This window comes from Actinomadura sp. NPDC000600 (assembly GCF_040492135.1).
Classification (GTDB): Bacteria; Actinomycetota; Actinomycetes; order Streptosporangiales; family Streptosporangiaceae; genus Spirillospora.
Map to the genome: position 1 here is coordinate 130,985 of NZ_JBEUPD010000012.1, position 25,404 is coordinate 156,388.

At 70.1% G+C, this 25,404-nt stretch carries 24 protein-coding genes; 8 read left to right on the forward strand and 16 right to left on the reverse strand.

The features are described from left to right. Nucleotides 1–30 precede the first annotated feature (30 nt). The 9 genes from ABWI07_RS19510 to ABWI07_RS19550 are packed head-to-tail and all read right to left on the reverse strand — an operon-like array spanning nucleotide 31 to nucleotide 10,037. Nucleotides 31–2,334 carry a molybdopterin-dependent oxidoreductase gene (locus tag ABWI07_RS19510; protein WP_353819378.1) on the reverse strand — a complete coding sequence of 768 codons (2,304 nt, stop codon included), beginning with the start codon at nucleotides 2,332–2,334 and terminating at the stop codon, nucleotides 31–33. Further along, the gene (locus tag ABWI07_RS19515) at nucleotides 2,331–3,725 is read right to left on the reverse strand and encodes an amidase (protein WP_353819379.1); all 1,395 of its coding nucleotides are present in this window, start codon (nucleotides 3,723–3,725) and stop codon (nucleotides 2,331–2,333) included. Before ABWI07_RS19515 ends, ABWI07_RS19510 begins: the two co-directional genes overlap by 4 nt. After that, nucleotides 3,726–4,337: a DUF1989 domain-containing protein gene (locus tag ABWI07_RS19520; RefSeq protein ID WP_353819380.1), complete on the reverse strand. Its 612-nt coding sequence runs from the start codon at nucleotides 4,335–4,337 to the stop codon at nucleotides 3,726–3,728. Then, a complete protein-coding gene (locus ABWI07_RS19525) occupies nucleotides 4,334–5,374 on the reverse strand; it encodes a M14 family metallopeptidase (protein ID WP_149264011.1) in 1,041 nt (346 codons plus the stop codon). Before ABWI07_RS19525 ends, ABWI07_RS19520 begins: the two co-directional genes overlap by 4 nt. Further along, nucleotides 5,371–6,138 (reverse strand): branched-chain amino acid ABC transporter ATP-binding protein, encoded by a 768-nt coding sequence (locus tag ABWI07_RS19530; RefSeq protein WP_353819381.1) that lies wholly within the window; start codon nucleotides 6,136–6,138, stop codon nucleotides 5,371–5,373. Before ABWI07_RS19530 ends, ABWI07_RS19525 begins: the two co-directional genes overlap by 4 nt. Beyond that, nucleotides 6,128–6,904, reverse strand: coding sequence for an ABC transporter ATP-binding protein (locus tag ABWI07_RS19535; RefSeq protein WP_149264013.1), 777 nt, complete (start codon nucleotides 6,902–6,904; stop codon nucleotides 6,128–6,130). The genes ABWI07_RS19530 and ABWI07_RS19535 overlap by 11 nt, the downstream gene beginning before the upstream one ends. Continuing rightward, the gene (locus ABWI07_RS19540) at nucleotides 6,901–7,965 is read right to left on the reverse strand and encodes a branched-chain amino acid ABC transporter permease (protein WP_149264014.1); all 1,065 of its coding nucleotides are present in this window, start codon (nucleotides 7,963–7,965) and stop codon (nucleotides 6,901–6,903) included. The genes ABWI07_RS19535 and ABWI07_RS19540 overlap by 4 nt, the downstream gene beginning before the upstream one ends. Next, a complete protein-coding gene (locus ABWI07_RS19545; RefSeq protein WP_149264015.1) occupies nucleotides 7,962–8,837 on the reverse strand; it encodes a branched-chain amino acid ABC transporter permease in 876 nt (291 codons plus the stop codon). Before ABWI07_RS19545 ends, ABWI07_RS19540 begins: the two co-directional genes overlap by 4 nt. Before the next feature lie 42 nt (nucleotides 8,838–8,879). Further along, nucleotides 8,880–10,037 (reverse strand): ABC transporter substrate-binding protein, encoded by a 1,158-nt coding sequence (locus ABWI07_RS19550; protein WP_353819383.1) that lies wholly within the window; start codon nucleotides 10,035–10,037, stop codon nucleotides 8,880–8,882. Nucleotides 10,038–10,270: 233 nt separating this feature from the next. On the opposite strand from ABWI07_RS19550, the gene ABWI07_RS19555 reads away from it, so the two are divergent. Continuing rightward, nucleotides 10,271–11,320 (forward strand): LacI family DNA-binding transcriptional regulator, encoded by a 1,050-nt coding sequence (locus ABWI07_RS19555; protein WP_149264017.1) that lies wholly within the window; start codon nucleotides 10,271–10,273, stop codon nucleotides 11,318–11,320. A 165-nt stretch (nucleotides 11,321–11,485) separates the two neighbouring features. Here the strand turns inward: ABWI07_RS19555 and ABWI07_RS19560 are convergent, their stop codons facing one another. After that, nucleotides 11,486–11,938, reverse strand: coding sequence for a GbsR/MarR family transcriptional regulator (locus ABWI07_RS19560; protein WP_353819384.1), 453 nt, complete (start codon nucleotides 11,936–11,938; stop codon nucleotides 11,486–11,488). Nucleotides 11,939–12,021: 83 nt separating this feature from the next. Here ABWI07_RS19560 and ABWI07_RS19565 point away from each other — a divergent pair, with 83 nt between their 5' ends. Both ABWI07_RS19565 and ABWI07_RS19570 read left to right on the forward strand, forming a co-directional pair. Next, on the forward strand, nucleotides 12,022–12,924 hold the full coding sequence (locus ABWI07_RS19565) for an ATP-binding cassette domain-containing protein (protein WP_353819385.1): 903 nt from the start codon (nucleotides 12,022–12,024) through the stop codon (nucleotides 12,922–12,924). Between the two features lie 38 nt (nucleotides 12,925–12,962). Continuing rightward, on the forward strand, nucleotides 12,963–13,781 hold the full coding sequence (locus ABWI07_RS19570; protein WP_353819386.1) for an ABC transporter permease subunit: 819 nt from the start codon (nucleotides 12,963–12,965) through the stop codon (nucleotides 13,779–13,781). 215 nt (nucleotides 13,782–13,996) lie between these two features. Here the strand turns inward: ABWI07_RS19570 and ABWI07_RS19575 are convergent, their stop codons facing one another. Beyond that, on the reverse strand, nucleotides 13,997–15,424 hold the full coding sequence (locus ABWI07_RS19575; protein ID WP_353819387.1) for an MFS transporter: 1,428 nt from the start codon (nucleotides 15,422–15,424) through the stop codon (nucleotides 13,997–13,999). 169 nt (nucleotides 15,425–15,593) lie between these two features. Between ABWI07_RS19575 and ABWI07_RS19580 the strand changes: the two genes are divergently transcribed. Then, a complete protein-coding gene (locus ABWI07_RS19580; RefSeq protein WP_353819388.1) occupies nucleotides 15,594–16,235 on the forward strand; it encodes a TetR/AcrR family transcriptional regulator in 642 nt (213 codons plus the stop codon). Between the two features lie 258 nt (nucleotides 16,236–16,493). Here the strand turns inward: ABWI07_RS19580 and ABWI07_RS19585 are convergent, their stop codons facing one another. The 4 genes from ABWI07_RS19585 to ABWI07_RS19600 form a co-directional block, all read right to left on the reverse strand. Further along, the gene (locus tag ABWI07_RS19585) at nucleotides 16,494–16,913 is read right to left on the reverse strand and encodes an NUDIX hydrolase (RefSeq protein WP_149264022.1); all 420 of its coding nucleotides are present in this window, start codon (nucleotides 16,911–16,913) and stop codon (nucleotides 16,494–16,496) included. Between the two features lie 112 nt (nucleotides 16,914–17,025). Further along, nucleotides 17,026–17,355: a Rossmann-fold NAD(P)-binding domain-containing protein gene (locus ABWI07_RS19590; RefSeq protein ID WP_353819389.1), complete on the reverse strand. Its 330-nt coding sequence runs from the start codon at nucleotides 17,353–17,355 to the stop codon at nucleotides 17,026–17,028. Further along, a complete protein-coding gene (locus ABWI07_RS19595) occupies nucleotides 17,355–17,891 on the reverse strand; it encodes a MarR family winged helix-turn-helix transcriptional regulator (RefSeq protein WP_353819390.1) in 537 nt (178 codons plus the stop codon). Before ABWI07_RS19595 ends, ABWI07_RS19590 begins: the two co-directional genes overlap by 1 nt. Beyond that, a complete protein-coding gene (locus ABWI07_RS19600) occupies nucleotides 17,791–18,726 on the reverse strand; it encodes a GlxA family transcriptional regulator (RefSeq protein ID WP_353819391.1) in 936 nt (311 codons plus the stop codon). Before ABWI07_RS19600 ends, ABWI07_RS19595 begins: the two co-directional genes overlap by 101 nt. A 230-nt stretch (nucleotides 18,727–18,956) precedes the next feature. On the opposite strand from ABWI07_RS19600, the gene ABWI07_RS19605 reads away from it, so the two are divergent. Together ABWI07_RS19605 and ABWI07_RS19610 are read left to right on the forward strand one after the other, a co-directional pair. Further along, nucleotides 18,957–20,162 carry an MFS transporter gene (locus tag ABWI07_RS19605; protein ID WP_502912839.1) on the forward strand — a complete coding sequence of 402 codons (1,206 nt, stop codon included), beginning with the start codon at nucleotides 18,957–18,959 and terminating at the stop codon, nucleotides 20,160–20,162. A 221-nt stretch (nucleotides 20,163–20,383) separates the two neighbouring features. Then, nucleotides 20,384–21,718 (forward strand): Dyp-type peroxidase, encoded by a 1,335-nt coding sequence (locus tag ABWI07_RS19610; protein WP_353819393.1) that lies wholly within the window; start codon nucleotides 20,384–20,386, stop codon nucleotides 21,716–21,718. A gap of 194 nt (nucleotides 21,719–21,912) precedes the next feature. On the opposite strand, the gene ABWI07_RS19615 is transcribed toward ABWI07_RS19610, so the two are convergent. Beyond that, nucleotides 21,913–23,127, reverse strand: a complete 1,215-nt coding sequence (locus ABWI07_RS19615; RefSeq protein ID WP_149264025.1) for an NAD(P)/FAD-dependent oxidoreductase — start codon at nucleotides 23,125–23,127, stop codon at nucleotides 21,913–21,915. Between the two features lie 706 nt (nucleotides 23,128–23,833). On the opposite strand from ABWI07_RS19615, the gene ABWI07_RS19620 reads away from it, so the two are divergent. Beyond that, complete coding sequence (locus ABWI07_RS19620; RefSeq protein WP_353819394.1) at nucleotides 23,834–24,316, forward strand: carboxymuconolactone decarboxylase family protein; 483 nt, start codon at nucleotides 23,834–23,836, stop codon at nucleotides 24,314–24,316. A 269-nt stretch (nucleotides 24,317–24,585) separates the two neighbouring features. Further along, a complete protein-coding gene (locus ABWI07_RS19625; RefSeq protein WP_149264027.1) occupies nucleotides 24,586–25,110 on the forward strand; it encodes a YceI family protein in 525 nt (174 codons plus the stop codon). The last annotated feature ends 294 nt before the right edge of the window (nucleotides 25,111–25,404 follow it).

Below are 25,404 nucleotides of genomic sequence, written 5' to 3' on the forward strand. Positions count from 1 at the left end.
CCACAAATCCGGGGGCGTGCCGTTGGCCGGCTAGGGCGAGGGAGATGGTGCGGCACCGCGCGGCGGGATATGGGCCCGCACGGGCGGGACAGGCCCTCGGTGAGCGCGCACGTCGACGCTCACCAGCTGACCGGTGCATCCCTGGGCGAGTCGCGATGTGCCGCGGTCGGCGGTCAGGGTGTTCACGTTGCCGTGGCCGCAGGGCGAGTCGGGGTCAGAGGGGTCCAGCGGGTCGTACCACGCCCCCGTGGAGAGCTGGACGCGCCCCTTCTTGATGTCACGTGTGAGGACGGCGCCCGCCAGGCAGCTGCCCTGGGCGCTGCTGATGACCACAAGGCCTCCGGACGCAATGTCCCGCGGGGCCGCGTCCTCGGGATGCATCAGCACGGGCTCGCGCCCGCCGACCTTGGTCTCCTGGCTGGCCGGGCACATGTCCAGTTGGCTGTGCAGGCGGTGCGCGGGCTGGGAGGCCAGCAGGGTGAGCGGATACTCCTCGCTCGGTCCGGCGTCCGGCAGCAGCCAGGTCGGATGGCCCGGGCAGTCGTCGTAGCCGAACGAACGGATGGTCTCGGAGGAGAGTTCGATGCGTCCGCTGGGCGTGCTCAGCCGGAAGGCGTCCGGGTCATGCGCGAAGTCGCGCAGCATGACCTGGTCGTCCGGGGCGTCCGGCAACTCGGTGTGGCCCGCGCTCCAGAACTCGTCGAAAGGCGGAGGGTCCGCCTTCTGACCGGCGACCTCGCCCCGCCAGCGTTCGTAGATCCGGCGCAGCCAGTCGCGCTCCGAACCGTCCTCGGTGAACGCGGACCGGACTCCCATCGCGGCCGCCAGCTCGCTGAAGGTCTCGTAGTCCGTTCTCGCTTCGCCGGGCGGGTCGCAGACCTGATGCATGGCCACCAAGCAGGGATCGTTCCGCGAGGCGCCGATGTCCGACCGTTCGAAGGACGTCGCGCTGGGGACGACGATGTCGGCGTGCCTGGCCGTCGCGGTCCAGAACGGTTCGTGGACGACGACCGTGTCCGGCATCGCCAGCGCCCGGCGCAAGCGCCCGATGTGCTGGTGGTGGTGGAACGGGTTGCCTCCGCACCAGTAGACGAGCCGCGCGTCCGGATAGCGGTGGACGCCTCCGTCGTATTCGAAGCGGGCCCCCGGATTGAGGAGCATGTCGGCGACTCTCGCGACGGGAATGAACGCGTCGACGGGATTGTGTCCCTGCGGAAGGGTGGGCAGAGGGTTCCGCCGCTGAGGGAGGCCCACATCTCCCATGGATCCGTAACCGTGTCCGAACCCGCCTCCGGGCATGCCGATCTGACCGAGGACGGCGGCCAGCGCGATGGCCGTCCACGGCGGCTGCTCCCCGTACCGGGCGCGCTGGAGTGACCAGGTGACCGAGACGAAGGTCCGGTTCGCGGCCATCTGCAAGGCGAGCGTGTGGATCTCGGCGGCCGCGACCCCGGTGATCCCCTCGGCCCATTCGGGGGTCTTCGGGACCCCGTCCTCCGCCCCGAGGAGGTACGCCTCCAGCTGTTCGTAGCCGGCGCACCGCGTGCGGAGGAACTCGATGTCGTGCAGGTGACCGGTGACCAGGACCCAGGCGAGCGCGAGCATCATCGCCACGTCGGTGCCCGGATTGATCGGGCACCATCGGACGTCGGGCCCGGCCGGGCAGTCGGCACGCGACGGGGTCACGGCCACGACGGTGGTGCCGTCGTCGATGATCCGGCCCAGGGCGGCCGCGCCCCGGTGCCGGGTGATCCCTCCGGGGGCCACCTTCAGGTTCTTGGCCGGCAGCCCGCCGAAAGCCACGATCATGGTGGTGTGCTCGGCGAGCACCGACCAGCCGGTCAGCCCGTGGATCGCGTCCACGTCGTGACCGAGCACGTGCGGAAGGAGTACGCTGGACGCGCCCGTGCTGTAAGTGTTCACCGAGCGCGCGTAGCCGCCGATCGTGTTGAGGAACCGGTGCACTTGGCTCTGCGGGTGGTGGAACCGGCCCGCGCTGCCCCACCCGTAGGAGCCGCCGAAGATCGCGGCGTTGCCGTGCAGATCGATGACGCGGTCCAGTTCGGCCGCCAGGAGCGCGGTGAGTTCGGACCAGTCCACGCGGACGAACTCGTCGTGCCCGCGCGCACTGCTGGGACCGGCCCCGTTCTCCAGCCATCCGCGCCGCACCATCGGGTGTCGGATCCTCGCCGGGTGCCCGTTGGCCGTCCCCATGTTGCGCAAGAGGGAGGAAGGGTGCGGATCGAGTTCGTGCGGATCGACGGTGAGCTCTCCGTCTTCCACCCGGGCGCGGAGCGGGCCCCAGTGGGAACTGGTCGGTCTGCCCGGGCTCATGCGACCGGTTCCCTCAGTGGCGGCCTGCGCTCATGCCAGTCGGTCGCGGCCTGCAATGCCATGGCCATGGCGAGGAGGTCCCGGTCCTTCCCGGGGCCGGCCGCCATCTGGAGTCCCACGGGCAGGCCGCCGGACGCCGTCCCGCACGGAACGGAGATCGCCGGCTGGCCGGTGACGTTGAAGCAGTAGGTGTTCGCGAGCAGCACGGCCTGGACCTCTGGTGCCCGCTCGGGGCCGCACTCGGCGACCTTCGGGGCGGTGACGGGGACCGCCGGACCGATCACGGCGTCGAAAAGGCACTGGTCGGCGACCATCTCCGCGGCGAGCCGCCGCCTCTCCTGCTTGGCCGCCCTGTAGCGGGAGGCCGATACCGCCGAGCCCGCCTCGAGCCGCGCCCTGACGTCGTCTCCGTAGCCCCCGGGACGGTCACGGATCCAGCGGCGGTGCACCTGCGCCGCCTCGAACCCCACGACGGCGCCGGTGACGGCGCGGGCCTCCTCCTCGTGGTGGAGGTCGACCCAGTCGACGGCGGCGCCGAGCCCCTCGATGATCTTGAGAGCGCGGTGGACCACCTCGTACACCTCCGGAGAGGCCGCCGCGAGATGCGACCTGACGACTCCGAGGCGAAGCTCCCGGAGCGAACGCCGACGGTGAGGATCTCCCTGGCCGGTGCCGCCGTCCGCCGGCGCGCCCTCCGCGAGGAGGCCCTGGAGGACGCGGGCGCAGCCGGCCGCCGTGCGGCTGAACACGCCGACGGTGTCGCAGGACGGGCTGAGCGGAAACACCTTCGTCGTCGGGACGAGCCCCAGGCTGGGCTTGAAGCCGGTCACGCCCGTCAGGGCGGCGGGTATGCGCACCGAACCCCCGGTGTCCGTCCCGAGCGAGGCGCCGCACGCCCCGATGGCCACCGAGACGGCGCTGCCGCCGCTCGATCCGCCGCTCACGCACCGCGGGTCCCAGGGGTTGACCGTGGTGCGCGCCTTGGGGTTGACGTTGGTGGCGCCGTACGCGAACTCGTGCATGTTGGCCTTGCCGACGTGCAGCGCTCCGGCGGACGCCAGCCGCCGCCAGGACTCGGCGTCGGCCGCGGCCCGCTCGACGAACCACGAGGAGCCGGCCGTGGTCGGCAGCCCCGCGACGTCGATGTTGTCCTTGACGCTCACCCCGATGGCGGCCAGCCGGCCGGGCGACCCGCGCATGATCTCGTCCTCCGCGCGCTTCGCGCCGGCGAGGAGACGCTCGGCGCTGACCGTCACGAACGCGCCCGTCGTCGGCTCCCAGCGTTCGATCGCGGCCAGGTAGCCGGCGGCGACCTCCGTTGGAGACGCGTCCCGCCGGAGAAGGGCGGCCTGCGTCTCCTCCAGGGTGAGATCGGAAAGCGACGCGGACATCTATCCCGCCTCGTCCGGATCGAGGACGGCGACGCCGATCGAGCGGGGGGCGCCGCCGTTGATCGGCATGATGTCCATGGGGCAGACCGAGAGGTAGGCGACGAGGTCCCGGTGGGCCCGCAGGGTGACGGAGGAACCGGCGGGGGCCGGCGATTCCAGGAAGGTGATCCGGCCTTCGGCGTCGACCGGCGAGTTCTGGAACAGGTTCAGCGGGTCGGGCAGCACCTCCATGGCCGCGTGTCCCTCGGCCCCGAGCGCGGACCGCAGGTTGTCGGCGCAGTTGCGGTGCCCCGGCGCGCCGAGTTGCCGATAGCGCCACCGGTCGCAGGGCGGCATCGTCATGTCGTGGATCCCCGGGGAGGAGTCGGCGACGAGGGTGACCAAGGGTTCGCGGCGCCTGGTGACGAAGGTGCTCCCCACCGCCGGGCGGATCGTCCGGATGGAAGCGCGCGAGTGGCTCATCGACGCGAACTCGGCCGGATCGTCGGCCGCGAAGAACCAGGCGTCGACGACCTGGCCGCCGAGCGTGTTGATCACCTCGATCGTCCCGCCCGACGGGACGTGGAAGGTCCCGATCTCGCCGGCCCCGACCGTCGCGGGCCGCCCGGTCATGAGGTCTCCCCCGACGGCGCGGTCAGGTCGATGTCGGCCCATTCGGTGGCGACGAAGCCCACCCGGTCGCCGGAGTGGACGATGGGATCGCGCCGGATGCCGATCACGAGCGCGGGGGTGGGCAGCGAGACCGCCTCCACCTTGTCCCCGTACACGTTGCGGATCTCCCCGAGCGGCCGCCCGGCGGGCACCACGTCGCCGGGCTCGGCGAGTGCGCGGAAGAAGCCTCCCTCGGCCGAGGTGACATGGGTCCGCCGCGTCGCCCTGCAGATCGAGGCGGGACGGTCGCCCGGCGCGTCCGTCTTCGCGGCCGTCCCGGTCTCCGCGGCGAACCGGAGGAGGCCGCGCACCGCCTTCTCCACGGCCGGGCGGTCGTACCGGCCGCCCGCGCCCGCCTCCAGCATGAACGCCCGCTTGCCCAGCTCCAGCATCTGGTAGTCCAGCGCGCCCTCCACCCGGCCGGGCAGTTCGCCCGGGCCGGAGACGTCCATCCGGCAGGCGACGCGCAGGTCGAACAGGGCGATCAGGGACAGCAGCTCGCGTTCGTCACCGGCCGCCGGATGGAGTTTGTAGACGGCATAGTTGCAGGCGTCGAGAAAGGGGCCCATCGTGTGGATGTTGACCACGGTGTCGGCGAGCGGCGACAGCTCGCTGAACAGGCGGTGGGCCAACCGCTGGGTGCCGAGGAAGTCGGACCTTCCGGGAAAGCTCTGGTCGAGGTCCGTCCCGTCGAACGGCGAGTGCTTGCGCCGCTGGTCGAAGGCCAGAGGATTGGCGACGGGCGTCACGATCACATCACCGCGCAGCGGATGCGCCGAAACCGCTCGAAAGAACTCCGTCGCCACGATGGAGGCTTGGGACTCGTCGCCGTGCACCGTCGCGTTGACCCACAGGCACGGGCCGCCGCCCGTGCCCCGGGCGATCATGTAGGGGACGCCGATGGCGTTGCCGCTGGCCAGCCCGCCGACCTCCATCAGCCCTCGATCGACCTCCCCGGCGGCCATGCGGGTGAGGTGGTCGGCCACCGTCGAGTTCATCGCGGGTCTCCTGCGGATCGCGAGCGGATTCCGGCGGCGGCAGGCCGTCCGCCGAGGAAGACGTTCTTCATTTCGGGGTCGTTGAGGATCTCGCCGGCCGGTCCGTTCCGGTGGATCCGGCCGTCCGTCATGACGACGGCGACGTCCGACGCGGCCAGCCCCTCGACCACGTTCTGCTCGACCATGACGACGGACACGCCGCCGGCGGCGATCTCCTGGAGCTTGTCGAAGACCTGGCACCGGGCTTTCGGGGAGAGCCCGAGCGATGGTTCGTCGATGAGGAGGGCCTGCGGACGCACCACCATCGCCATGGCGATCTCAAGAAGTTGCTGCTGGCCCCCGCTGAGGTTTCCGGCCGCCCGCGTCCTGCACGTTGCCAGTGCGGGGAACTCGTCCAACGCCTCCGCGACGGCCGCCGACCGTTCGTTTCGCGGCAGGGTGTAGGCCCCGAGCCGGAGGTTCTCCAGGACGGTCATCTGGGGAAAGTTGCAGCGGCCTTGCGGAACCAGGCTGATGCCCGCTTTCAGGCGTTTCCAGGCCGGCATCCGGCGGACTTCGAGGTCACCGATCCGGACGGAGCCCGTCGACCACTGGGTCAGACCGTAGATGCCGTTCAGAAGGGACGACTTTCCGGCCCCGTTGGGGCCGACGATGGTCGTGACGCTGCCGTTCGCGAAGCCGTGGGTCAGTTCGTTGACGATGGGAACGTCCGCGAGGTATCCCGCGGAGAAGGCGGAAACGCGCAGTCTCGGCTCAGTTCGCATTGTGCTCCGCCTTTCTGCCGAGGAACGCCTCGTACACGGCCGGGTCCTCCCAGATGACCGACGGAGGGCCCTCCGCGAGCTTCCTGCCGGCGTCCAGGACGACGACCGAGGAGCAGCAGGAGGTGATGAACTCGACGTTGTGCTCGATGATGAGGAAGGTCTGGCCTTCCCTGTTCGCCTGGAGGACGGCGTCGAGGATCAGGTCGATGACGCGCGGGTTCACGCCCGCCAGCGGTTCGTCGAGCATCGCGATCCGCGGCTGCGCACCCAGTACCGAGGCCAGCGTGAGCAGCTTCTTCTGGCCGTAGGAGAGGATCCCCGCCGGCGCGGTGCGCAGCCGTTCGAGACCGAACAGCGTCAACCAGGCCCTCGCGCGGTCCGTGTCGGTCCGCCGCCGGCCACCGTGGGACCGTTTCGACCTCGTCAGTCCGCGAAGCGCGAGGTCGATGTGCTCGTCCAGGGTGAGTTCGTCGTAGAGGCGCACGGTCTGGAAGGTCCGCGCCAGGCCTGACCTCGCGATGGTGTGGGGCGCCTTGCCGAAGACGGACCGCCCGTCCAGCAGGATCTGGCCCGCGTCCGGGCGGACGAACCCGGTCACGCAGTCCAGGGCCGTCGACTTGCCCGATCCGTTCGGGCCGATGAGCCCGAGAATCGTGCCCTGTGTGAGGGTGAAATCGACGTCCTGCAGTGCGGCGACGCCCATGAAGGACTTTCCCAGACCCCGCACCTGGAGCGCGGCGGACGCCTTTTCCTGAGAAGCGTTCATCGTTGCCCCTCGACTTTCAAGCTGCGCAGGCGCTTGTTCACCGCCCGCTTTCGGAGGAACCCCCCGGCGCCCTGCGGGGCGAACAGGAGCCCCACCGCCAGGATCACGCCGTAGATGACCAGGCGGGCCTCGTCCGCCACCCGGAGGAACTCGGGAAGGGCCGCGAAGAGCACGGCGCTGTAGACGACGGGCCAGAAGGTCCCCGCGCCGCCGAGGATGACGATGATGAGCATGACCTGCATCAGGTAGAAGTCGAAGATGGAGGGGTCGATCGCCGTGAGCCTGAAGACGTGCAGCGCCCCGGCGAGCCCGGTCACGAACGCGCAGAGGGTGAAGACGGCGAGCTTGTAGGAGTTCGTCGCGTAGCCCTGCGCCTTCGTCAGCGGCTCGTTGTCGCGGATGGCGATCATCACGGTGCCCGCGGACGACTTCACCAGCCGGTGCATGGCCCACAGCGCGCACACCGTGAAGCCGGCGAGGAGGAGGTAGTAGTGCCGGGGCGTGTCCGCCACCAGGTCGACCGGACCGAGCGAGAGCTCGGGGGCGGGAAGCCCGAAGATGCCCTGCCTGCCGCCGGTCACACCGGTCCATTCCGCCGCGACCAGCGCGCAGAGCAACGTGAAGCTGAGCGTGATGATGGCGAAGGCCCCCTCGGACAGGCGCACCGTCACGAATCCGATCGCCGCGGCGACCACCGCCGCGGCCACGCCCGCGCAGAGGAAGGCGAGGGGCTGCCAGATACCGGTATGGGTCACGAGCCAACTGGCCGTGTAACCGCCGATGCCGACGAAGGCGACCTGCGCGAAGGAGAGCATCCCCACGTAGCCGTAAAGGAGGTTGAAGGCCGTTCCCAGCACTATGAAGGTCAGTGCGAGGTTGGCGACGTCGATGTAGTAGTCGTCGGCGACCGCTGCGGGCAGCAGCGCGATCACCGCGGTCGTCAGCAGCAGCGGACGGCGCTGGATCGTTCCCACCAGCCGGCCCGCGAGGGACGGGGCCCCGCCCGCCGCCACCGCGTCGGTCTCGGTGCCGGGGTCGTGCGCGCTCATGGCCGCGGTCACACCCGCACCTCCTTGGAGAACAGCCCCTGCGGCCTCAGCAGCATGATCACGATCATGAACAGGAAGACGCTCACGCTCTGGGTCATCGCCGACCCGTAGCCTCCGGCGAAGCTCTCCAGCACGCCGACGGCGAAGGCGACGATCACTGCGCCGGGCACGCTGCCCAGACCGCCGATGACGACGATGGCGAACACCTTGAACACGATCGTGATGCCCATCTGCGGGCTGACCGTGAACACCGGGGCGAGGGTGGCGCCGGCCAGTCCGGCGAGGCCCACGCCCAGGGCCATCGCGAGCCGGCCGATCCGGGTCGGCGAGATGCCGACGACCAGTGCCGCCGTGGGGTTCTGGGAGACGCCGCGCATGGCCCGGCCCATCTGCGTCCTGCTGAGGAAGAGGTAGAGCGCTCCGAGAGTGACGACGGCCACCACGACGACGAGCGCGCGGCCCGCCGGGACCGTCACCTCCCCCAGGGCCACGTGCCCCTGCGGCCTGGCGTCCTCGGGGAGCTGCCGCGGACCGGCGCCCCACAGCATGATCGCTCCATTCTGGACGATCATGGCCAGCCCCAGGGTGAGCAGCAGGGTCCTGGAGAACGCGCCATCCGGGGGAAGGCGCCGCAGCAGGCCCTCGTGCAGGGCGGCGCCCACCGCCGCCATGATTCCGGCACTGAGCAGGAGCCCCGCCCAATAGCCGCTCTGCGGGATCAAGAAGTAGGCGACGAACGCGCCGAGCATGTACAGCGCGCCATGAGCGAAATTCACGACATTGAGAACGCCGAAGATGACAGCCAGGCCCGCCGCGAGCAATGCATAGCTGGACCCCAGGATCACCCCGTTGACCAGCAGTTCCCATATGTAGGTCGTATCCACGGGAGATTACCTCCAACTCCCGACCTCGCCGAGGCGGCCGGATCAGGTGGTGACGTCGGACTCGATGGTGAGCTTTCCTTCCTTCAGCTGGAGGATGAACGCCTTGTCATGTGCCTGGTTGTGGTCGTCGAATTTCACCGTGCCGCCGGTCAGGGAAGGCATGTCGCTCGTGAGGAGCGCCTTCTGGATGTCGACCGGCTTCGCGCTCTTCGCCCGCCGGATGGCGTCCACGAGGACCATCACGGCGTTGTAGCCCTCGAAGGATTCGTAGGTCGGCGCGGTCCGGTGGCGGCTCTGGTAGAGCCGGCCGAACTTCGCGTTCTCCGGCGTGTCGATGAGCGAGCTGTAGGGGTAGACGCTGGACGATCCGGCGAACTGCTCCTTCTTGAGGATCTCCAGGTTCTGGCCCTCGAACTCGACCCGGCCGGTCACGGGCAGGCGCAGGCCCGCCGCGGCCGCCTGCCGCAGGAATCCCAGGTGGTCGGCGCCGGAGACGTACAGCGCGACGCCCTCGGTCCCGTTGTTGCGGTACTTGCTGATCTGGGTCGAGAAGTCGGCGGTTCCCTGGGCGACGAAGTCGACACCGGTCGCCTTGAGGCCCTTCTTATCGAGCGCCGCACTGAAGGCCTTCGCGCCGGTACGCCCGTAGGTGCTGTCCTCGGCCAGGATCGCCAGCTTCCGGAGCTTGCCCGCCGAGGCCAGGTAGGTGGCCAGCGCGTCCGCGAGCGTCGCGTCGGACGGGTTGATCCGGAACGTGAACTCGTTGCCGCCCTTGCCCGAGGCGGTGGTGATGTCAGGCGACGTGGACGTCGACACGATGAAAGGCACCCGGTGGCGCTTAGCCAGCGGCATGGCCGAGAGGGTGACCCCGCTGCAGAGCGCGCCGATCACCGCGGCCACCCGCTGCTTGGTGATGAGCTTGGTGAGCGAGCTCGCGCCATCGGTCGGGTTGCACGCGTTGTCCTCGGCGGCGAGCGCGAGCTTCCGGCCGCCGAAGACGCCCCCGCCGTCGTTGACCTGGTCGATGGCGAGCTCGACGCCCTTGCGCTCGTTCTCCCCGAGCGACGCGGCGGAGCCGGACAGCGGAGTCGAGAGCCCGATCTTGATCGGCCCCGACTCCCCGCCCCTGGCGGCGCCGCCGCAGCCGCCGGCCAGGAGCGTCAGGGCGGTGGCGATCGCGAGCGTTCCGGTACACCTCATCTGTGCCTCCAGTCGATCGGACGTCTCCCTTACGGCACCCGCCTCGTGACCCCGGCGGATGAGGTAACAGGTTCTGCCCACCCTTCAGCCGACCCGGCGTTCCCCCGGACTTCTCCGGAAGGACGTAACTGCAGTCGACTGCGTGTAGGTACAATCGACTGCACCAAGCTGCTTTGTCAAGAGGTGCATCCGAGCGTTCTCGCTGCTCGAGCCGCATCGCAAGGAGGCGACAGTTGACGAACGAGCCGAGGGGACCCGGCCCGAGGACACCGACGCACAAGCTCATCGCGGAGGAGGCCGGGGTCCATCCCTCCACGGTGTCGAGGATCCTCCGCCGCCCGCCCGGACCGCGGAGGTCCGACTTCGCGGAGACCGAGGCGCGCGTACGCGAGATCGCCAAACGCCTCGGCTACCGGCCGGACCTCACGGCGGCCAGCCTCCGGACCAAGCGCAGCAGGGTCATCGGCGTCCTGATGCCCCGGCTCCACGACGTCGTGCTCGCGGCGATCCTCAGCGGGATCGACGCCGAAGCCTTCAACCTCGGTTACCAGACGATCGTCACCAACACGCACGGCGACCCCGGACAGCGCCTGAAGCGCGTCGAGATGCTCCTCAGCCGCAAGGTGGACGGCCTGGTCATCGGCGACGCCACTCTGGACGAGGGAATCTACGAGGAACTGGGCCGCTCGGAGACCTCGCAGGTCCTCGTCAACCACCGCCAGGCCGGGCACGTTTCGGTGACCGGCAACGACCGGCTCGGCGGACGACTGGTGGGCGAGCACCTCCTGGAGCGCGGCCACCGGGACATCGGCATCATCGCCGGGCCGCGCTACCCCGTCGCCCTCGACCGGGTCCAGGGCTGCGTCGAGGCGTTCGAGCGCGCGGGCATCACCGTCGGCCAGGACCAGATCGTCCACACGGACTTCGATCCGGAGGGGGGCCGGCAGGCGGCCAGGCAACTCCTCGAACTCCCCCGCCGACCGTCAGCGATCTTCGCCGTGAACGACTCGGCCGCCATAGGCGCCATGGGGACGCTGAGGGACCACGGGTTGACCGTCGGCCGCGACCTGGCACTGGTCGGCTACAACGACATCGCCATCGCGCGGGACCTCCCCATCCCCCTCTCCAGCGTTCACACGCCCCTGCGGGAGATGGGTGAGATGGCGGCGCGCTCGCTCATCGCCATGCTGGAAGGGGAGACCAGCGAATCCACCATGCTTCGTCCCGAGCTGGTGGTCCGCCAGTCGAGCGCCCCCGAGTTCTCGGCACTCTCGTCACACTGACCCCGGCCGACCACCGGGCGAGGGCGGACGTTCCCGGCACCGTTGAAGAGCGTCATGACCACCGAGGACGTCCGCCGCGTCGCTGCGGCCGTGGCCTGCGGCCCTGCGGGTCGACGCCAGGAGAGGCGAACGGTTCCGCGGTCCGACCGTCGGCCGAGGGAGCCGTCAGGTGCCGCGTTCGGTGCGCCAGCGTTCGATCAGGGCGGGCATCTCGCGGAACATGAACCCGTAGAAGTCACGCATCTCCTGCAGCCGGCGGGCCGCGTGGCTGCCGTCCCCGGCGGCGGCGATTCCCCGGTCGGCGGCCTCGAACATCGCCTGGACCATGCCGTTCTGGGACGACATCAGGGTGGCCCAGGCCCCCTCGCGCACCCGGTAGTGCTCGCGGCGGCTGCCCGGCGCCGGGACACGCTCGATCAGCCCGACGGTGGACAGCATCTTGATCGCGCCGGACACGGCACCGGAGCTGATGCCCAGCCGCTCGGCCAACTCGGGTGCGGTGATGCTGTCCTGGTCGGCGAACATGAACGCCGCCAGGACCCGCGCGGTCGCCTTCTGAAGACCGCCGTCCGCCAGCACCAGCGCCAGGTGCTCGGCCGCCTCGATGGTGTCCGCCAACCCGTCCCCCTCGGTTCATCTGATCGGATCCTAACAGCTCCGAATCTTCAGAATTCTCTGAAAGTTCTGATACTTTCTGCTTCGTGAACACGGCGATCGAGCTCACCGAGCTCACCAAGATCTACGGCACCCGCCGCGGCCTGCGCGGCCTCACCCTCCAAGTGCGGGCCGGGGAGGTGTTCGGCTACCTGGGCCCCAACGGGGCCGGGAAATCCACCACCATCCGGCTGCTGCTGGACCTGATCCGGCCCACCTCGGGCACCGCCCGCGTGCTGGGCCTGGACCCGCGCGCCGACGCCGTCGAACTGCACCGCCGCATCGGCTACCTGGCCGGCGACTTCGTCGTGGACGGCCGGCAGAAGGCAGGCGAGTGCCTGACGTTCCTGGGCAACCTGCGCGGCGGCGTCCCCCCGCACCGGATCACCGCGCTGGCCGACCGGCTGGAGCTGGACCTGTCCGCCCGGATCAAGACCCTCTCCAAGGGCAACCGGCAGAAGGTCGGCCTGGTGCAGGCGTTCATGCACCAGCCCGAGCTACTGGTCCTGGACGAGCCGACCTCTGGCCTGGATCCCCTGGTGCAGCAGACCTTCCTGGACATGGTGGCCGAGGCGCGAGCCGACGGGCAGACGGTGTTCATGTCCAGCCACATCATGAGCGAGGTCGAGGCGGTCGCCGACCGCGTCGCCATCATCCGCGACGGCGAACTGGCCGCCCTGGACACCGTCGCCGAACTGCGCGCCCGCTCCTTCCTGACGGTGCGGATCACCTTCGCCGACCCGGTCCGAGCCGAGGACTTCGCCGCCCTGCCCGGCGTCACCCAGATGACCACCGACGGCTCCACGCTCAGCTTCCGCGTCGACGGCTCCCCCGACGCCCTGGTCAAGGCCGCCGCCCGGCACACCGTCACCGCCCTGCGCGCCGACACCCAGGACCTGGAAGAGCTCTTCCACGCCTACTACACCGGTGCTCCCAGCGCCGCCGCCTGACTCACCCTCCGCCATCGCGTCCCCGAAAGGGCGGCACCATGACCACCCCCGTCCCCGGCACGTCCGGCCCGGCCCGCATCTTCAGCGGCTCGATCTTCACCAAGACCCTTTACGACAACCGCCGCGTCTTCACCGCGTGGGCAGCCGCCACCGGACTTCTGGCGATGATGTACGGCAGCTTCTACCCGCAGATCTCCGCCGACTCCATGGCGAGCGTCCCCGAATCCATGCGGGGCTTCGGTCTCGACGACGTCTCCAGCGCCGCCGGCTACCTCCAAGGCGCCGTGTTCGGCCTGCTCGTCCCCCTTCTGGCCACCTTCTACGGCGCCGCCACCGGAGCCCGGATGATCTCCGCCGACGAGGAGTCCGGCTACCTGGACCTGCTGCTGGCCCACCCCGTCGGCCGCACCCGCCTGCTACTGCACCGCTTCGCCGCCCTGGCCACCGGCGCCGTCGCCATCGCCGCCGTGGTCCTGGCCGCGATGGCGGCCATCCGCTCCAGCGCCGACCTGGGCGCCATCAGCCTCGGCCACTTCACCGCCCAGGCGATCAACCTGGCCTTGCTCGCCACCGTGTTCGGAGCAATCTCCACCGGTCTCGGCGCCGCCACACGCAAGAGCCGCCCCACCGTCTTCGGCATCACCGCCGGGATCGGCGTCGCCGCCTACGCCCTGCACGGCTTCGCCCCGCAAATAGGCGCCACCTGGCTCCGCAACCTGACCCCGTACCAGTACTACATCGGCGGCGAACCCCTGAAGAACGGCCTCCAACTCGCCGACGCCGCCATCCTGGCCGCAACCGCAGCCGCCTTTATCGCCACCGGTGCCTGGCGCTTCACCCACCGCGACCTCGGCTGACCTCGCCCCGCCAAGAGGTGGACGATCGGCACGGCGCCGCGGTCGATAGGGCGGCGGGCTCTTCCGTTGCACCGATACGACATATCCACGGCTCCACAGCAGGGGGCACGTCCGCCGCGCCCCCGCAGGCCCCAGCATCCGCCGGGACAAGATGGGCAGCGATCGTCCTGGGCACCGCTCTGCTCTGGATCAACACATGATCCACCGGACACGCTCTAGGGCTGCGGCCCGCGCGGGCCGGTGATGAGGAAGACGGCGAGCGCGGCCAGGCAGAGGAAGCCGGCCGCGCTCACGCCGGCCACGTTGAAGCCGTGCACGAGGGCCTCGGTGGGCGGGCCGTGGTGGTGGCGGGCCGCGGCCGTCCCGGCGATCGTGCTGAGCAGTGCGGTGCCGAGCGACGCCCCGATCTGCTGGGAGGTCATCACCATGGCGCCGGCGACGGCGCTGTCGGGGCCCGCGCCGAGCGTCGCGGTGCTGTTGGCGGTGACCAGCACCCAGCCCGTGCCGAGCCCCACCAGCAGGAACACCGGCATGACGTGGGTCCAGTAGCCGCTGTCGGGCCGCAGCAGACCGAGCAGGGCGAGCCCGGTCGCGATCGTCAGCAGGCCGGGGCACAACAGCGACCGTACCGGGGCCCGTGCCATCAACCGGCTCACCGCCCGCACTCCGGCCATGAGCCCGACGGTCAGCGGCAGGAACCCGAGGCCCGCCCGTATCGGCGAGTAGCCGAGTACGTTCTGCAGGTAGAAGGTGAGGAAGAACAGCGCGGCGAACATGCCCACCGCCAGGCCGAACACCGCCAGGTACGATCCGCCGCGGCGGCGGTCCAGGACGACCCGCGGAGGGAGCAGGGGGCTCCGCGCGCGGGTCTGGACCAGGACGAAGGCGGCCAGCGCCAGGACTCCGGCGGCCAGCGGGCCGCAGGTGGACGGGGCGGTCCACCCGTCGGGCTCGGCGCGGGCGAACCCGAGGACCACGGCCATCAGGCCCACGGTGGCGAGGACCGCCCCGGTGACGTCGATCCGCACGCCTGCCGTGCGGGGCGCGGGGCGCACGGTGTACAGCACCCCGGCCGCGGCGAGGGCCGCGATCGGCAGGTTCACGTACATGCACCAGCGCCAGTCGAGGTAGTCGGTGAGCACCCCGCCCAGCAGGACGCCGAGGCCGGAGGAACTTCCCATCACGGTGCCGTAGATGCCGAACGCCTTGCCGCGCTCGCCGGGCGTGGGGAAGGCGGCGGCGAGCGTCGCGAGGACGGCCGGCGTGAGCAGGGCGCCGGACAGACCCTGGAGGGCCCGTCCGGTGAGCAGCGCCGCCGGGCCGGTGGCGGCGCCGCCGAGCGCCGAGGCGGCCGCGAACCCGGCCAGCCCGGTCAGCAGGACGCGCCGGCGGCCGATCAGGTCCGAGAGCCGCCCGCCGAGCAGCAGCAGGCCGCCGTACCCGAGGGCGAAGAGCGTGATCACCCATTGCCGGGCCGGGTCGGTCAGGTGGAGGGAGCGCTGCACGGAGGGCAGCGCGATGTTCATGATCGTCAGGTCGATACCGATCATGAGCTGGGCCGTGGCGACCGTGGCCAGCGCCCACCACCGCCGGGGGTCGGGGACGGTGGTGGGCGGCCGCGTCGCGGCGGTCGTGGCGCTCACGGCTGGAACATCCCGTTCAGGTTCGCGGCGGTCTCCGGGATCGGCTGCATGACGTCCCGGCGCTCGACGAGCTTGTTGGCCTCCAGTTTCGGATCCATGCTTCTCCTATAAGTGAACGGCTGTAGCGCTACGACTGTAAGGCAACGGTCGTCGCAATACAATGCCGAGCATGGACGCGACATCCACGCCCCCGCCCGCATCGGCTCGGGGCCGCAACCGGCGAGGTCAGGGAGAACGGCTGCGCCGCGACATCGTCGACGCCACCCTGCGGATGCTGGACGAACTAGGAGACGACGAGGCGCTGTCTCTGCGCGCCGTCGCGCGCACGGTCGGCATCGCCGCGACCTCGGTCTACATTCACTTCGCCGACCGCGACGCCCTCGTCTACGCCGCACTGGAGCAGTGCACTCGCGACCTCCTGAAGGACCTGGAACAGGCCGAGTCGGCAGTCGACGACCCGGCGGCCCGGCTGCGGGCGCGCCTGCTGTTCCTCGGGACCTGGGTCCACGACCACGGGGGGCTGTACAAGGTGCTGCACGAGAGCACTCTCAACCAGCGGATGCGCCTGGCGTTCAAGGAGGAACTGGCCGAGCGCGCCACCGCCGCCGTGCAGCGGTGCATCGACGCGGGCCTCGCACCCGCCGCCGACGCCGCCGAGGTCGCGTTCGACCTGCGCGCGGCCGTGCACGGCGCCGTGTCGATCCGGGTCAACGAACCCGCCCTGGCACTGCCGCCCCTGGCGGACCAGATCGACCGGTTCCTCGTCAAACTCGTCGGCGTGCGCCTGCCGGAAAGCGGAGCTCCAGGCTGATTCTCCGTCCCGGTGTCAGCCTGCTCAGCCACAGCGGGCATCGCCGCGGCGCCGACGACAACACCGGGCGCTACGACACCCTGTTCACCTACGGCGTCCGCGCTCTGCGACGCCTCCATGCCTGCGTGCCGTTCGGGATCAGACGGCCGAGCCGGCATCCCCGGGTGCCGACCACTGGTCCACGAGGGCGAGATATCAGTCCGTCAGCCCCGTCACCCGGGTGCCGAGTTCGAAGGACCGCGGCCCTCCGTCCCCGGCTCACCGTCGACTCCGGTTGAACCACGCCTCGATCGACTGTTTGTAGCCGTCGGGCATGCGCAGACCGTGTACCTGACCGGCGGTGAACAGGCCGAGCTGCTGGTGCTCCTGACTCACGACGGGTTCTGTGTCGGGATTCAGGACGGTGCAGCCATAGGTGACGATGACAACGCGCCGCTCCGGCGACGTCTCGGGCAGCGGCTGATAGATCCACACGTCCAGGAGTGGACCCGCTTTGGCGCTCCAGCCGGTCTCTTCCTGGATCTCTCGCTCCACCGCCGCCTCGGGGCTGCCATCACCGGGTTCCAATCGGCCGCCGGGCAGCTCCCATTCGTCGCGTTCGTTCTTCACCAGCGCTACGCGGCCGCCGACCACTGCGACACCTTTGACGGATACCGGCCAAGTCGGGGGGTTGCTCACCTTGACGGTCCTCGCAGTCAGCGATCAGGGCGCGAACGGGCTGGAGCGGCCTCACCGGGCCGGGCAGGCCTTGGCCAGTGTGGCTCAACGACGGCGCCGGTCATCTGGTGTCTCAATGATCACCGGCTCCGCCCTTGGTGAGAGCCTCCCATGTTCCGGCCACGTCCGGGTCGGCGCGGTCGAGCTTGCCGCGCTTCTCCATGAACGTGGACAGGTTGATGATCCGGGGGGCCGGAGCGAAGGCGCCCGCCGCCAGCAAGGCGTGGGTGAGCAGGAACGGCGCATGGTGGTTGAGGGCGTAGGTTCGCTCGACGCCGTCCGCGGTCTGCTCATAGCGGGGGAACCGCCGCTCCCGCGTTGTTGACGAGCACGCCGATGGGAACGCCCTCGTCCGTCCCAGGCCCGAGCCGCCGCCGGTGACGACCGTGGTGAAGCGGCTCATCATCGTTCCTCTCGCTTGTGACCTCGCCGTATTTCTCGACCTCCCTCAGGGATCTGTCCGGATCCGGCGGCCGGTGCGCCGCCGTCGACCGCGGCCCGCAGCAACTCGTGCAGGCGCACCTTGCCCTCCCGGTCCAGCCGTGCGAACGGGGAGTGCTCGGCGGTATGCCGGATGACGCGATCCCGCAGGGCGCACCCCTCGGCGGTGAGCTGAATGACCTTCACGCGACGGTCGCTGAGGTGCGGGATCCGGCGGACCAGACCGAGTCTCTCCAGCCGGTCGATCATCGAAGTCGCAGTCGACGCATCGACCTGGAGTTGATCCGCCAAACGGCGGGCGGTCATCTCCTCCTCTCGGCTCAACCGCCAGAGCGCATCGGTCTGGGTGTCGGCGAGCCGCGCCGTGATCCGCCTGCCGGCGGACCCGGTGCCGGCTTCAACTGCTCCCGAAGGTGCGCCGGTAGGCGGTGGGGGTGGTGTCCAGCGCACGCCGGAAGTGCAGCCGCATGTTGGCGGCGGTGCCGAGTCCGCACTCACGTGCCACGCGGTCCACCGGGTGGTCGGTGGTCTCCAGCAGTTCTCGTGCTCGGCCGAGACGGGCGTTGAGCAGCCACTGCAACGGGGTCGTGCCGGTCTCCTCAGTGAACCGGCGCATGAGGGTGCGCTGCGAAAGGCCGGCGTGCCGGGCGAGTTCACGTAGCGTGATCGGTTCGCCGAGGCGTCGCATGGCCCATTCGCGAGTGTCGGACAGCGATGCGTCGTCGGCCGCCGGGACGGGGGCGGGCACGTACTGGGCTTGTCCGCCTTCGCGGTGCGGGGCGGCGACCAAGCCGCGCGCGATGCGGTTGGCCACCGCCGCGCCGTGGTCGCGGCGCACGATGTGCAGGCACAAGTCGATGCCGCAGCACACTCCGGCCGAGGTGAGGACGTTTCCCTCGTCGATGTACAGCACGTCGCGATCCACTGACACGGCCGGGAAGTCGCGTTCGAGATCATCGATGTACTGCCAGTGGGTGGTCGCGCGCACACCGTCCAGCACTCCCGCCGCGGCCAGCGCGAAAGCTCCCGTGCAGATCGACACCATCCGCTTGCCCTGCTCGTGCGCCTCGGCCAATGCGGCGAGCACGGCTTCCGGTGGCCGGCAGGGCGGCTCGGACCCCGGCACGATCACGGTGTCGGCGGCGCGCACCCGCTCCAGGTCCGCCTGCGGGAGCACCGTGAAGCCTCCGGTGGTGTGCACCTTCGCGTCGAGGCCGCACACGGTCGTCTCGTACGAGGTCTCCGGCCGGGAAGAGAAGATCTGCGCCGGAATCGCCAGGTCAAGGGGCATGACCTCGGCCAGGACCAGAAGCGCGATCCGGTGGACCGTCATGGCAATATCCTATCGAAGTATGGAAATATTGCCTATCACCAGGTCAGAGGCGCTTCAGACACGCTGAAGACATGACAGGACGAACCCCTGCGGTGCGTTGTGCATGCTCGTCCGCGAGTGCGTCGCACTCGGCTTCGGCGGCCCGATGGGGGCCGACCGCATCGAGGCGGTCACCGACGAGCCTTGGAACTCATCATGAAGACGCCCCGACGTCCAGGCTTCGCGACCTCCTGCTGCCAGCCTCGATCGTCGTCTCGCTCCTGGCCTCCTCCAGCGCACCCACGCCGCTTTACGCCAAATACTCGGACCAATGGCATTTCTCCCCGATTACGACCACCGTCGTGTTCGGCACCTATTGCATCGCCGTCCTGGCCGCACTGCTCGTGCTCGGAAGGGCGTCCGACCACCTCGGTCGCAGGCCGGTGCTCCTGGGTGCGCTGGCGTTGCAGATCGTCGCCATGGTCGTGTTCAGCGAAGCCGGCGACATCGGCGCCCTGTTCGCCGGTCGCATCCTGCAGGGGTTCGGGACCGGCAGCGCATTGGGCGCGCTCGGCGCCGCGATGCTCGACGTCGATCGTGAACGCGGCACCCGCGCCAACGCCGTCGCCCCCGGCCTGGGGTCCGGGATCGGCGCCTTGTCGTCCGGCTTGATCGTCCAGTATCTCCCGGCGCCCACCCGGCTCGTCTACCTCGTGTTCATCGGGGTCTTCCTCGCGCAGGCCCTCGGTGTGGCGCTGCTGACGGAAGCCACCGGCCGCAGGCCCGGACTGCGTGCCGCTCTCATACCCGAACTCGCGGTGCCCCGGCATCTGCGTCGTCTCCTTCTCGCGGTGGCACCGGTGTTGTTCGCGGTGTGGTCACTCGGCGGCTTCTACGGGTCACTCGCCCCGGCGCTGGCCCGGCAGTTGTCGGGCTCGGACTCCGCCGTGATCGGCGGACTCGGGCTGGTCGTGCTCACCGTGGTCTCGTCCGTCACCATCGTCGCGTTCGCGCGAATCCCTCCCAGGACAGTGATGTTCCTGGGGATCACGCTCCTCGTACTCGGCTCGCTCGGTACCCTCCTTGCCGTCGAGGCGTCTTCGGTCACGGGGTTCTTCGCCTGCACTCTCGTCTGTGGGATCGGTTTCGGTGCGGGGTTCCAGGGCGGGATGCGCACCGTCGTGCCACTGGTCGCAGAACACGAGCGCGCAGGCGTTCTCTCTTCGATCTATGTGATCTGCTACCTGGGCATGGGACTGCCCGCCGTGGTCGCCGGGATCCTCGTCGTGCACGGTGGTGGGCTGTCGACCGCGACCAGGGACTACTCGTTGTTCGTGGTCACGTTCGCGGTCGCGACACTGATCAGCCTGCTGCGCGTTCGCGGCCGGACGCGGCCCGCGAGCCTGACATGCGCCGCTCACGACGACGTCCGCTGTGCGCCGAGCCCGAACCGCTGACCGCCCGCCGGGCGCCTCCTTGCGCGGTGGACCACCGCCAAGGCGAACGGGCACCGCGTCGGTCATTCCCTGCACGATTTCGCCTCTCTCGAGTTCAGATGAGTTCTGGCCGCCCCGACGCCTCATCGCCTATGACCCAGATCACTTCGCTCGTTCTTCAACACTTGTGCTCCGGTCCGCGTATCCCGACCAGCTGATGCAGATCGCGCTAAGGGGGCCTCATGTCCGATCGCCCGACAAGCCGCTTGTCGCGGCGCACGGTCATCACCACGGCCGCGGGGGCCGCCGGTGTCGCCGCGGCGGGGAGCGTGCTGGCCGCGAGCGATCGCGATGCCGCGCCGTCGCGTCCGTCTGGGACCGTGCCGTTCCACGGAGCGCACCAGCCGGGCATCGCCACTCCACAGCAGCGATACGCGCTCTTCGCGGCCTTCGACCTGGAGACCACCGACCCATCGACCAGCGAGCGCCTGAACATCGAGCAGACGGAGGCGAACCTGCGGCAGCTCATGCAGGAGTGGACGGACGTCGCCGAACGCCTCGTGCAGGGGCGTCCGCCCGGACCCAGACCCGGTCGACGACCGGACCTGCCACCGGACTCCGGCATCGCCGACGGCCTGGCACCGTCCCGCCTGACGATCACTTTCGGCCTGGGCCCTGACCTGTTCGAGCGGATCGGCCGACAGCGGGACCGGCCTGGACGGCTGGCCCCCCTGCCGGCCTTCCGCGGCGACCGGCTGGAGGCGGCGTGGAGCGGCGGTGAGCTTCTCATCCAGGTCTGCGGTGACGACCTGCAGATCATCAGCCGGGCCTTCCGCGCGCTCCGCAGCCGCGTCCCGGGAGTGGCCCGGCTGCGCTGGAGCCAGCAAGGGTTCCTGGGCCGGTTCGGTGACGCCACGCCGCGCAACCTGTTCGGCCACAAGGACGGCACCGCCAACCCTCGCCCAGGGAGCGCCGAGTTCGACCGGACGGTGTGGGCCGCGACGGCCGCCGGACCGGCCTGGTTCGCCGGCGGCACGTACCTGGTCTTCCGGAAGATCCGCATGGACCTCCCGAAGTGGGACACCGCTACCGCACACACGCAGGACCTGACATTCGGGCGGCGGCGCGACGATGGAGCCCCGCTCAGCGGCGGGCACGAATTCAGCGCACTCGACCTCGGCAAGACCGGGCCGGACGGCATGCCCCTCATTCCCGCCGACTCCCATCTCGCCCTGATCCGGGACATCCCGATGATGCGCCGCTCGTACAACTACGACTATGGCGTTCAGGGGATCGCGGAGCCGATCCGCGGGCACCACCACGCTGCGGGCGCGGATCATTCTCACAGCGGCGGCATGCTGAAACACTCCGGCAGCGGTCACGACTCCTACGACGCGGGACTGCTTTTCTGCGCCTACCTGAGCGATCCCGCCCATTTCGTCCGCGCCCAGCACCGGCTGGCCGAATCCGACCGGCTCAACGCATTCATCCGGCACACCGCCAGCGCGGTGTTCGCCATCCCGCCGGGTGTGCGGCCCGGAAAGTACGTAGCCGCCGACTTGTTCACGGGCCGGTGACGATGGCCTCGCGGCAAAGCAGGGCCGCCGACCGTGACTCAGGACGCATTTCGATGCGGTATACGGCGCCACATGATTGCGTCCTTGCCGGGTGTGAGGAGGTCCGTGCGCTGGTGACGACCGCATGGTTCGGCCGCGTCGGCGAGGGCGCGAGCAGCACACGCGGGCCGCGGGCCGCGCTGCCGGTTCGCGGTTCAGCCGGGCAGGTCGGCCAGGACGGCTTCGGCGGCACGGCGGCCGGACACCAGGGCCCCCTGGATGGATCCGGTGTCGCGGTGATCGCCGCAGACGTAGCGTCCCCTGCGTATCCGCACCGGGCGACGCAGCCGCAGCGGCGGGGGCATCGCCGGGAGAGCGGCTTCGATCGGATAAGTGGCGATCAGCTGCCACCGGGCGGTGTCACCGTAGATCTCCTCCAGCCGGCCGCGCACGCGCGACTCGTCGGCGTCGATCCCGAGCACGGAGGTCGAGATGAGTGCGCGGCCGTCGGCGGAGTACTCGGGCGCCGCGTCGGTGAGGACGAGGCTGTCGGTGATGACCCCCTCCGCGTCCAGGACCTGCAGGGGCTCCTCCAGCGGGGACTTCGGCGCCGCGTGGTAGAAGGTGGTGACGGCCCGCATGGCGGGCGCCTCGATCTCGGGGACGAGGGCGGCGGCCCGGGCGGGGTCGGTCGCCACGATGACGGCATCGGCCTCGAACGTCTCGCCATCGGAGGTCTGCACCCCCTCACCGGTGACCGCTCGCACGGCGGTCTCCAGTGAAAGCACTCCGTCCGGCAGCCGGGCCGCGAGTTGCTCCGGCATCCGTCCCATGCCGAGGGCGGGGACGCCGATCGTGCCGCGTGCGAACGACCGCCAGATCAGGTGGAAGAAGCGGCTCGAGGTCTCCAGCTCCCGTTCCAGCAGCACTCCGGCCAGGAACGGGCGCAGCAGCTTTTCGGTCATCTGCTCGGAGATGCCCCAGTGGCGGAGTTCCGCGGCCGTGTCGCGTTCGGCTCCGTGCATGATCCGGGAGGCTGGGAACGTCAGGTCGCGGGCGGTCATCGCAGCCAGCGCGGCCTTGTCGCGGACGGAGCCGATGTCGGCGAGGGCGCCGCTCAGCGCATGCCGCGGGTGCTTCCACGGGAGCATCACGCGCTCACGCCGTCCCTGATGGAACACGAGCAGACCGGAAGCGAACGGCCTCAGGTCCAGGGCCGGGATGTCCAGGACACGCCTGGCCTCGGGATAGGCGGTGTTGAAGACCTGGAACCCCCGGTCAAGACGGAATCCGTCGACGATGTCGGTCCGCGTCCGGCCCCCGACCCCGTCGGACGCCTCCAGCACCTGCACCGGCACCCCGGCCTCATGCAGCCTGACCGCACACGCCAGACCCGCCAGGCCGGCGCCGACCACGACGGCACCAGACACGTGACCCCCACCTTCCGTAACGGCCCCCGAACGGGCGGTCCGCCCCCACGGTTCTCCTGCCCACCCTGTGGCCCCTTACCCGGTCGTCATCCGCCGTGTCGACGCCTCGGCCGCCCGCTCGTCGGCGTCGCGGAACGGATCACGCGGTGCATTCGGGGGACGGATGGGCCCAGCCCGTCCGTGACACCCCGCAACGTTGATCCACGTCATACGTTGAGCGTCCGTCTTGACGGGTGCCACCTGCCGCGGCGGCTTCCGCCGCTGCGCCTGAGGTTGCGCCGCGCTGGGCGTGGGGCATGGCTGAGCCGTGCGGCTCCTGGCCGAGGCGGGCGGCTGTCAGGACACGAAGTAGGTGGCGATGTGCTCGTGGACGTAGTCCGACAGCCGCTTGCAGGCCGCCCTGGACTCGGTGCCGACCCACTTGCCGTCCTCCAGGACGACCCCCCGGGCCACGAAGTCATTGACGCTGAAGGGCTCCCGGGAGATCGCACCATCGTGTTGTCGCGGTCGCACGGGCGGCAGTGGTTCTTCGTCCTGGCACATCGACGGAAGCCCGCGGAGGAGATGCGGTCATACGGGGCGGCTGGTGGCCTAGGTCACATGGACGTGGCGTCACGGGGGGCGGGTCTGCGGCATCTCGTGTTTCGTCAGGGCGCCACGCGGACGACCCGCGCGGTACCTCTCCTCAAGGAGTCAGGACGAAGTCATGGAGCCTCGTTTCAACCTGTTCGCCAACGAGCTCGGCACCAAGATCGGTAAGCGGATCGCCGGCGTCAGCCTCGCGATCCAGGAGTCGCCGCTGCCCAAGGGCCTGGTGGAACTGGTGGAGTTGCGCGCCAGCCAGATCAACGGCTGCGGCTTCTGCGTCGACGCCCACGCCAAGGAGGCCGCGGCCGCCGGCGAGACCGCCGTCCGAATCAACCTGGTGGCCGCCTGGCGGGAGTCGACGGTGTTCACCGAGGCCGAGCGGGCCGCGCTCGCGCTGGCCGAGGAGGGCACCCGGCTCGCCGACGCCCACCAGGGCGTCTCGGACGAGACCTGGGACCAGGTCCGCAAGCACTACGACGACGAGACCGTCGCGCTGGTGTCCCTGGTAGCGATGATCAACGCGGCCAACCGGCTCGGCGTGATCCTGCACCAGAAGGGCGGATCGTACGAGGCCGGCGCGTTCGCCGACATGGCGAGTTAGCCGGACAAGGGAACATCGGCCCGGGCCGGATCTTCCGATCCGGGCCGGGCCCGCGCGTCCGCAGCACAGCGACCCCGATCGAGCTCGCCGAGGGCAGGATCAGCGGGTTCCCGGCATCCGGCACCCCCGACAAGCACCCCGCCCTTGAGGTTCTACGGCCCCTCACCCGCGGCGACGCGCAAGCGCGGTGATCTTCCTCTCCGGAAGCACGTCAGGCCCGTGGGGCGGCAGCACTTCCCACCACCTCTTTCCTCAAGGATTCACCGAGCATGACAGATCTCAGCGAGCTGACCGGCGACTACGTCCTCGACACCGCCCAGACCCGGATCGGATTCGTCGCCCGGCACACGATGGCCACCAGGGTGCGCGGGCGCTTCGAGGAGTTCGAGGGCGCGCTGTACCTGGACGGCGGCCACCCGTCGAAGTCCGACGTACGGCTCACGATCCGGACGCGGAGCATCCAGACCCGCAACTCGCAGCGCGACGACCTCCTGCGCGCCAAATTCCTGGGGGTGACCGACCATCCGACCGCAACCTTCAGTTCGACGAGGGTGGAGCAGACCGATGGCACGAAATTCAAGGTCACCGGTGACCTCGGCATGCGGGGCGTGATCAGACCGGTCACCGTGGACGTTGAGTTGACGGGCACCGACGAAGTCACGCGAGTCGGCTTCAAGGGCAGCGTCACGATCGACCGCACTGACTGGGGTGTGAACTGGAACACCGCCACCAAGATCATGATCAGCCCGAGCGTGACGGTGGAGTTCGAGGCCACGGCGATCCGACAGCCCTGACAAGGTCCGCCTTCACGCGACCGGCCCTCCAGGGCGGCTCTTCCACAGGGACCCACTCGCGGCCCTGCGGAAGAGCCGCCTCCGCATCCAGCACCGCCCGCGGTCACTAAGATCCGACGTCTCGGCATCCTGGCGTCAAGGGTGCTGCCGATGATGCGGGTCGAGCCGACGGTTTCGTCCAGCGTTCCAGGGGTTCGCGCCGCCGGGACGGCCAGACTCCCCGGACACGCGGCCCGCCGAGGATCGTCCCGGTGGACGGCATGACGGTGCGTGGCGTCCGATCGCGGGCTCGCC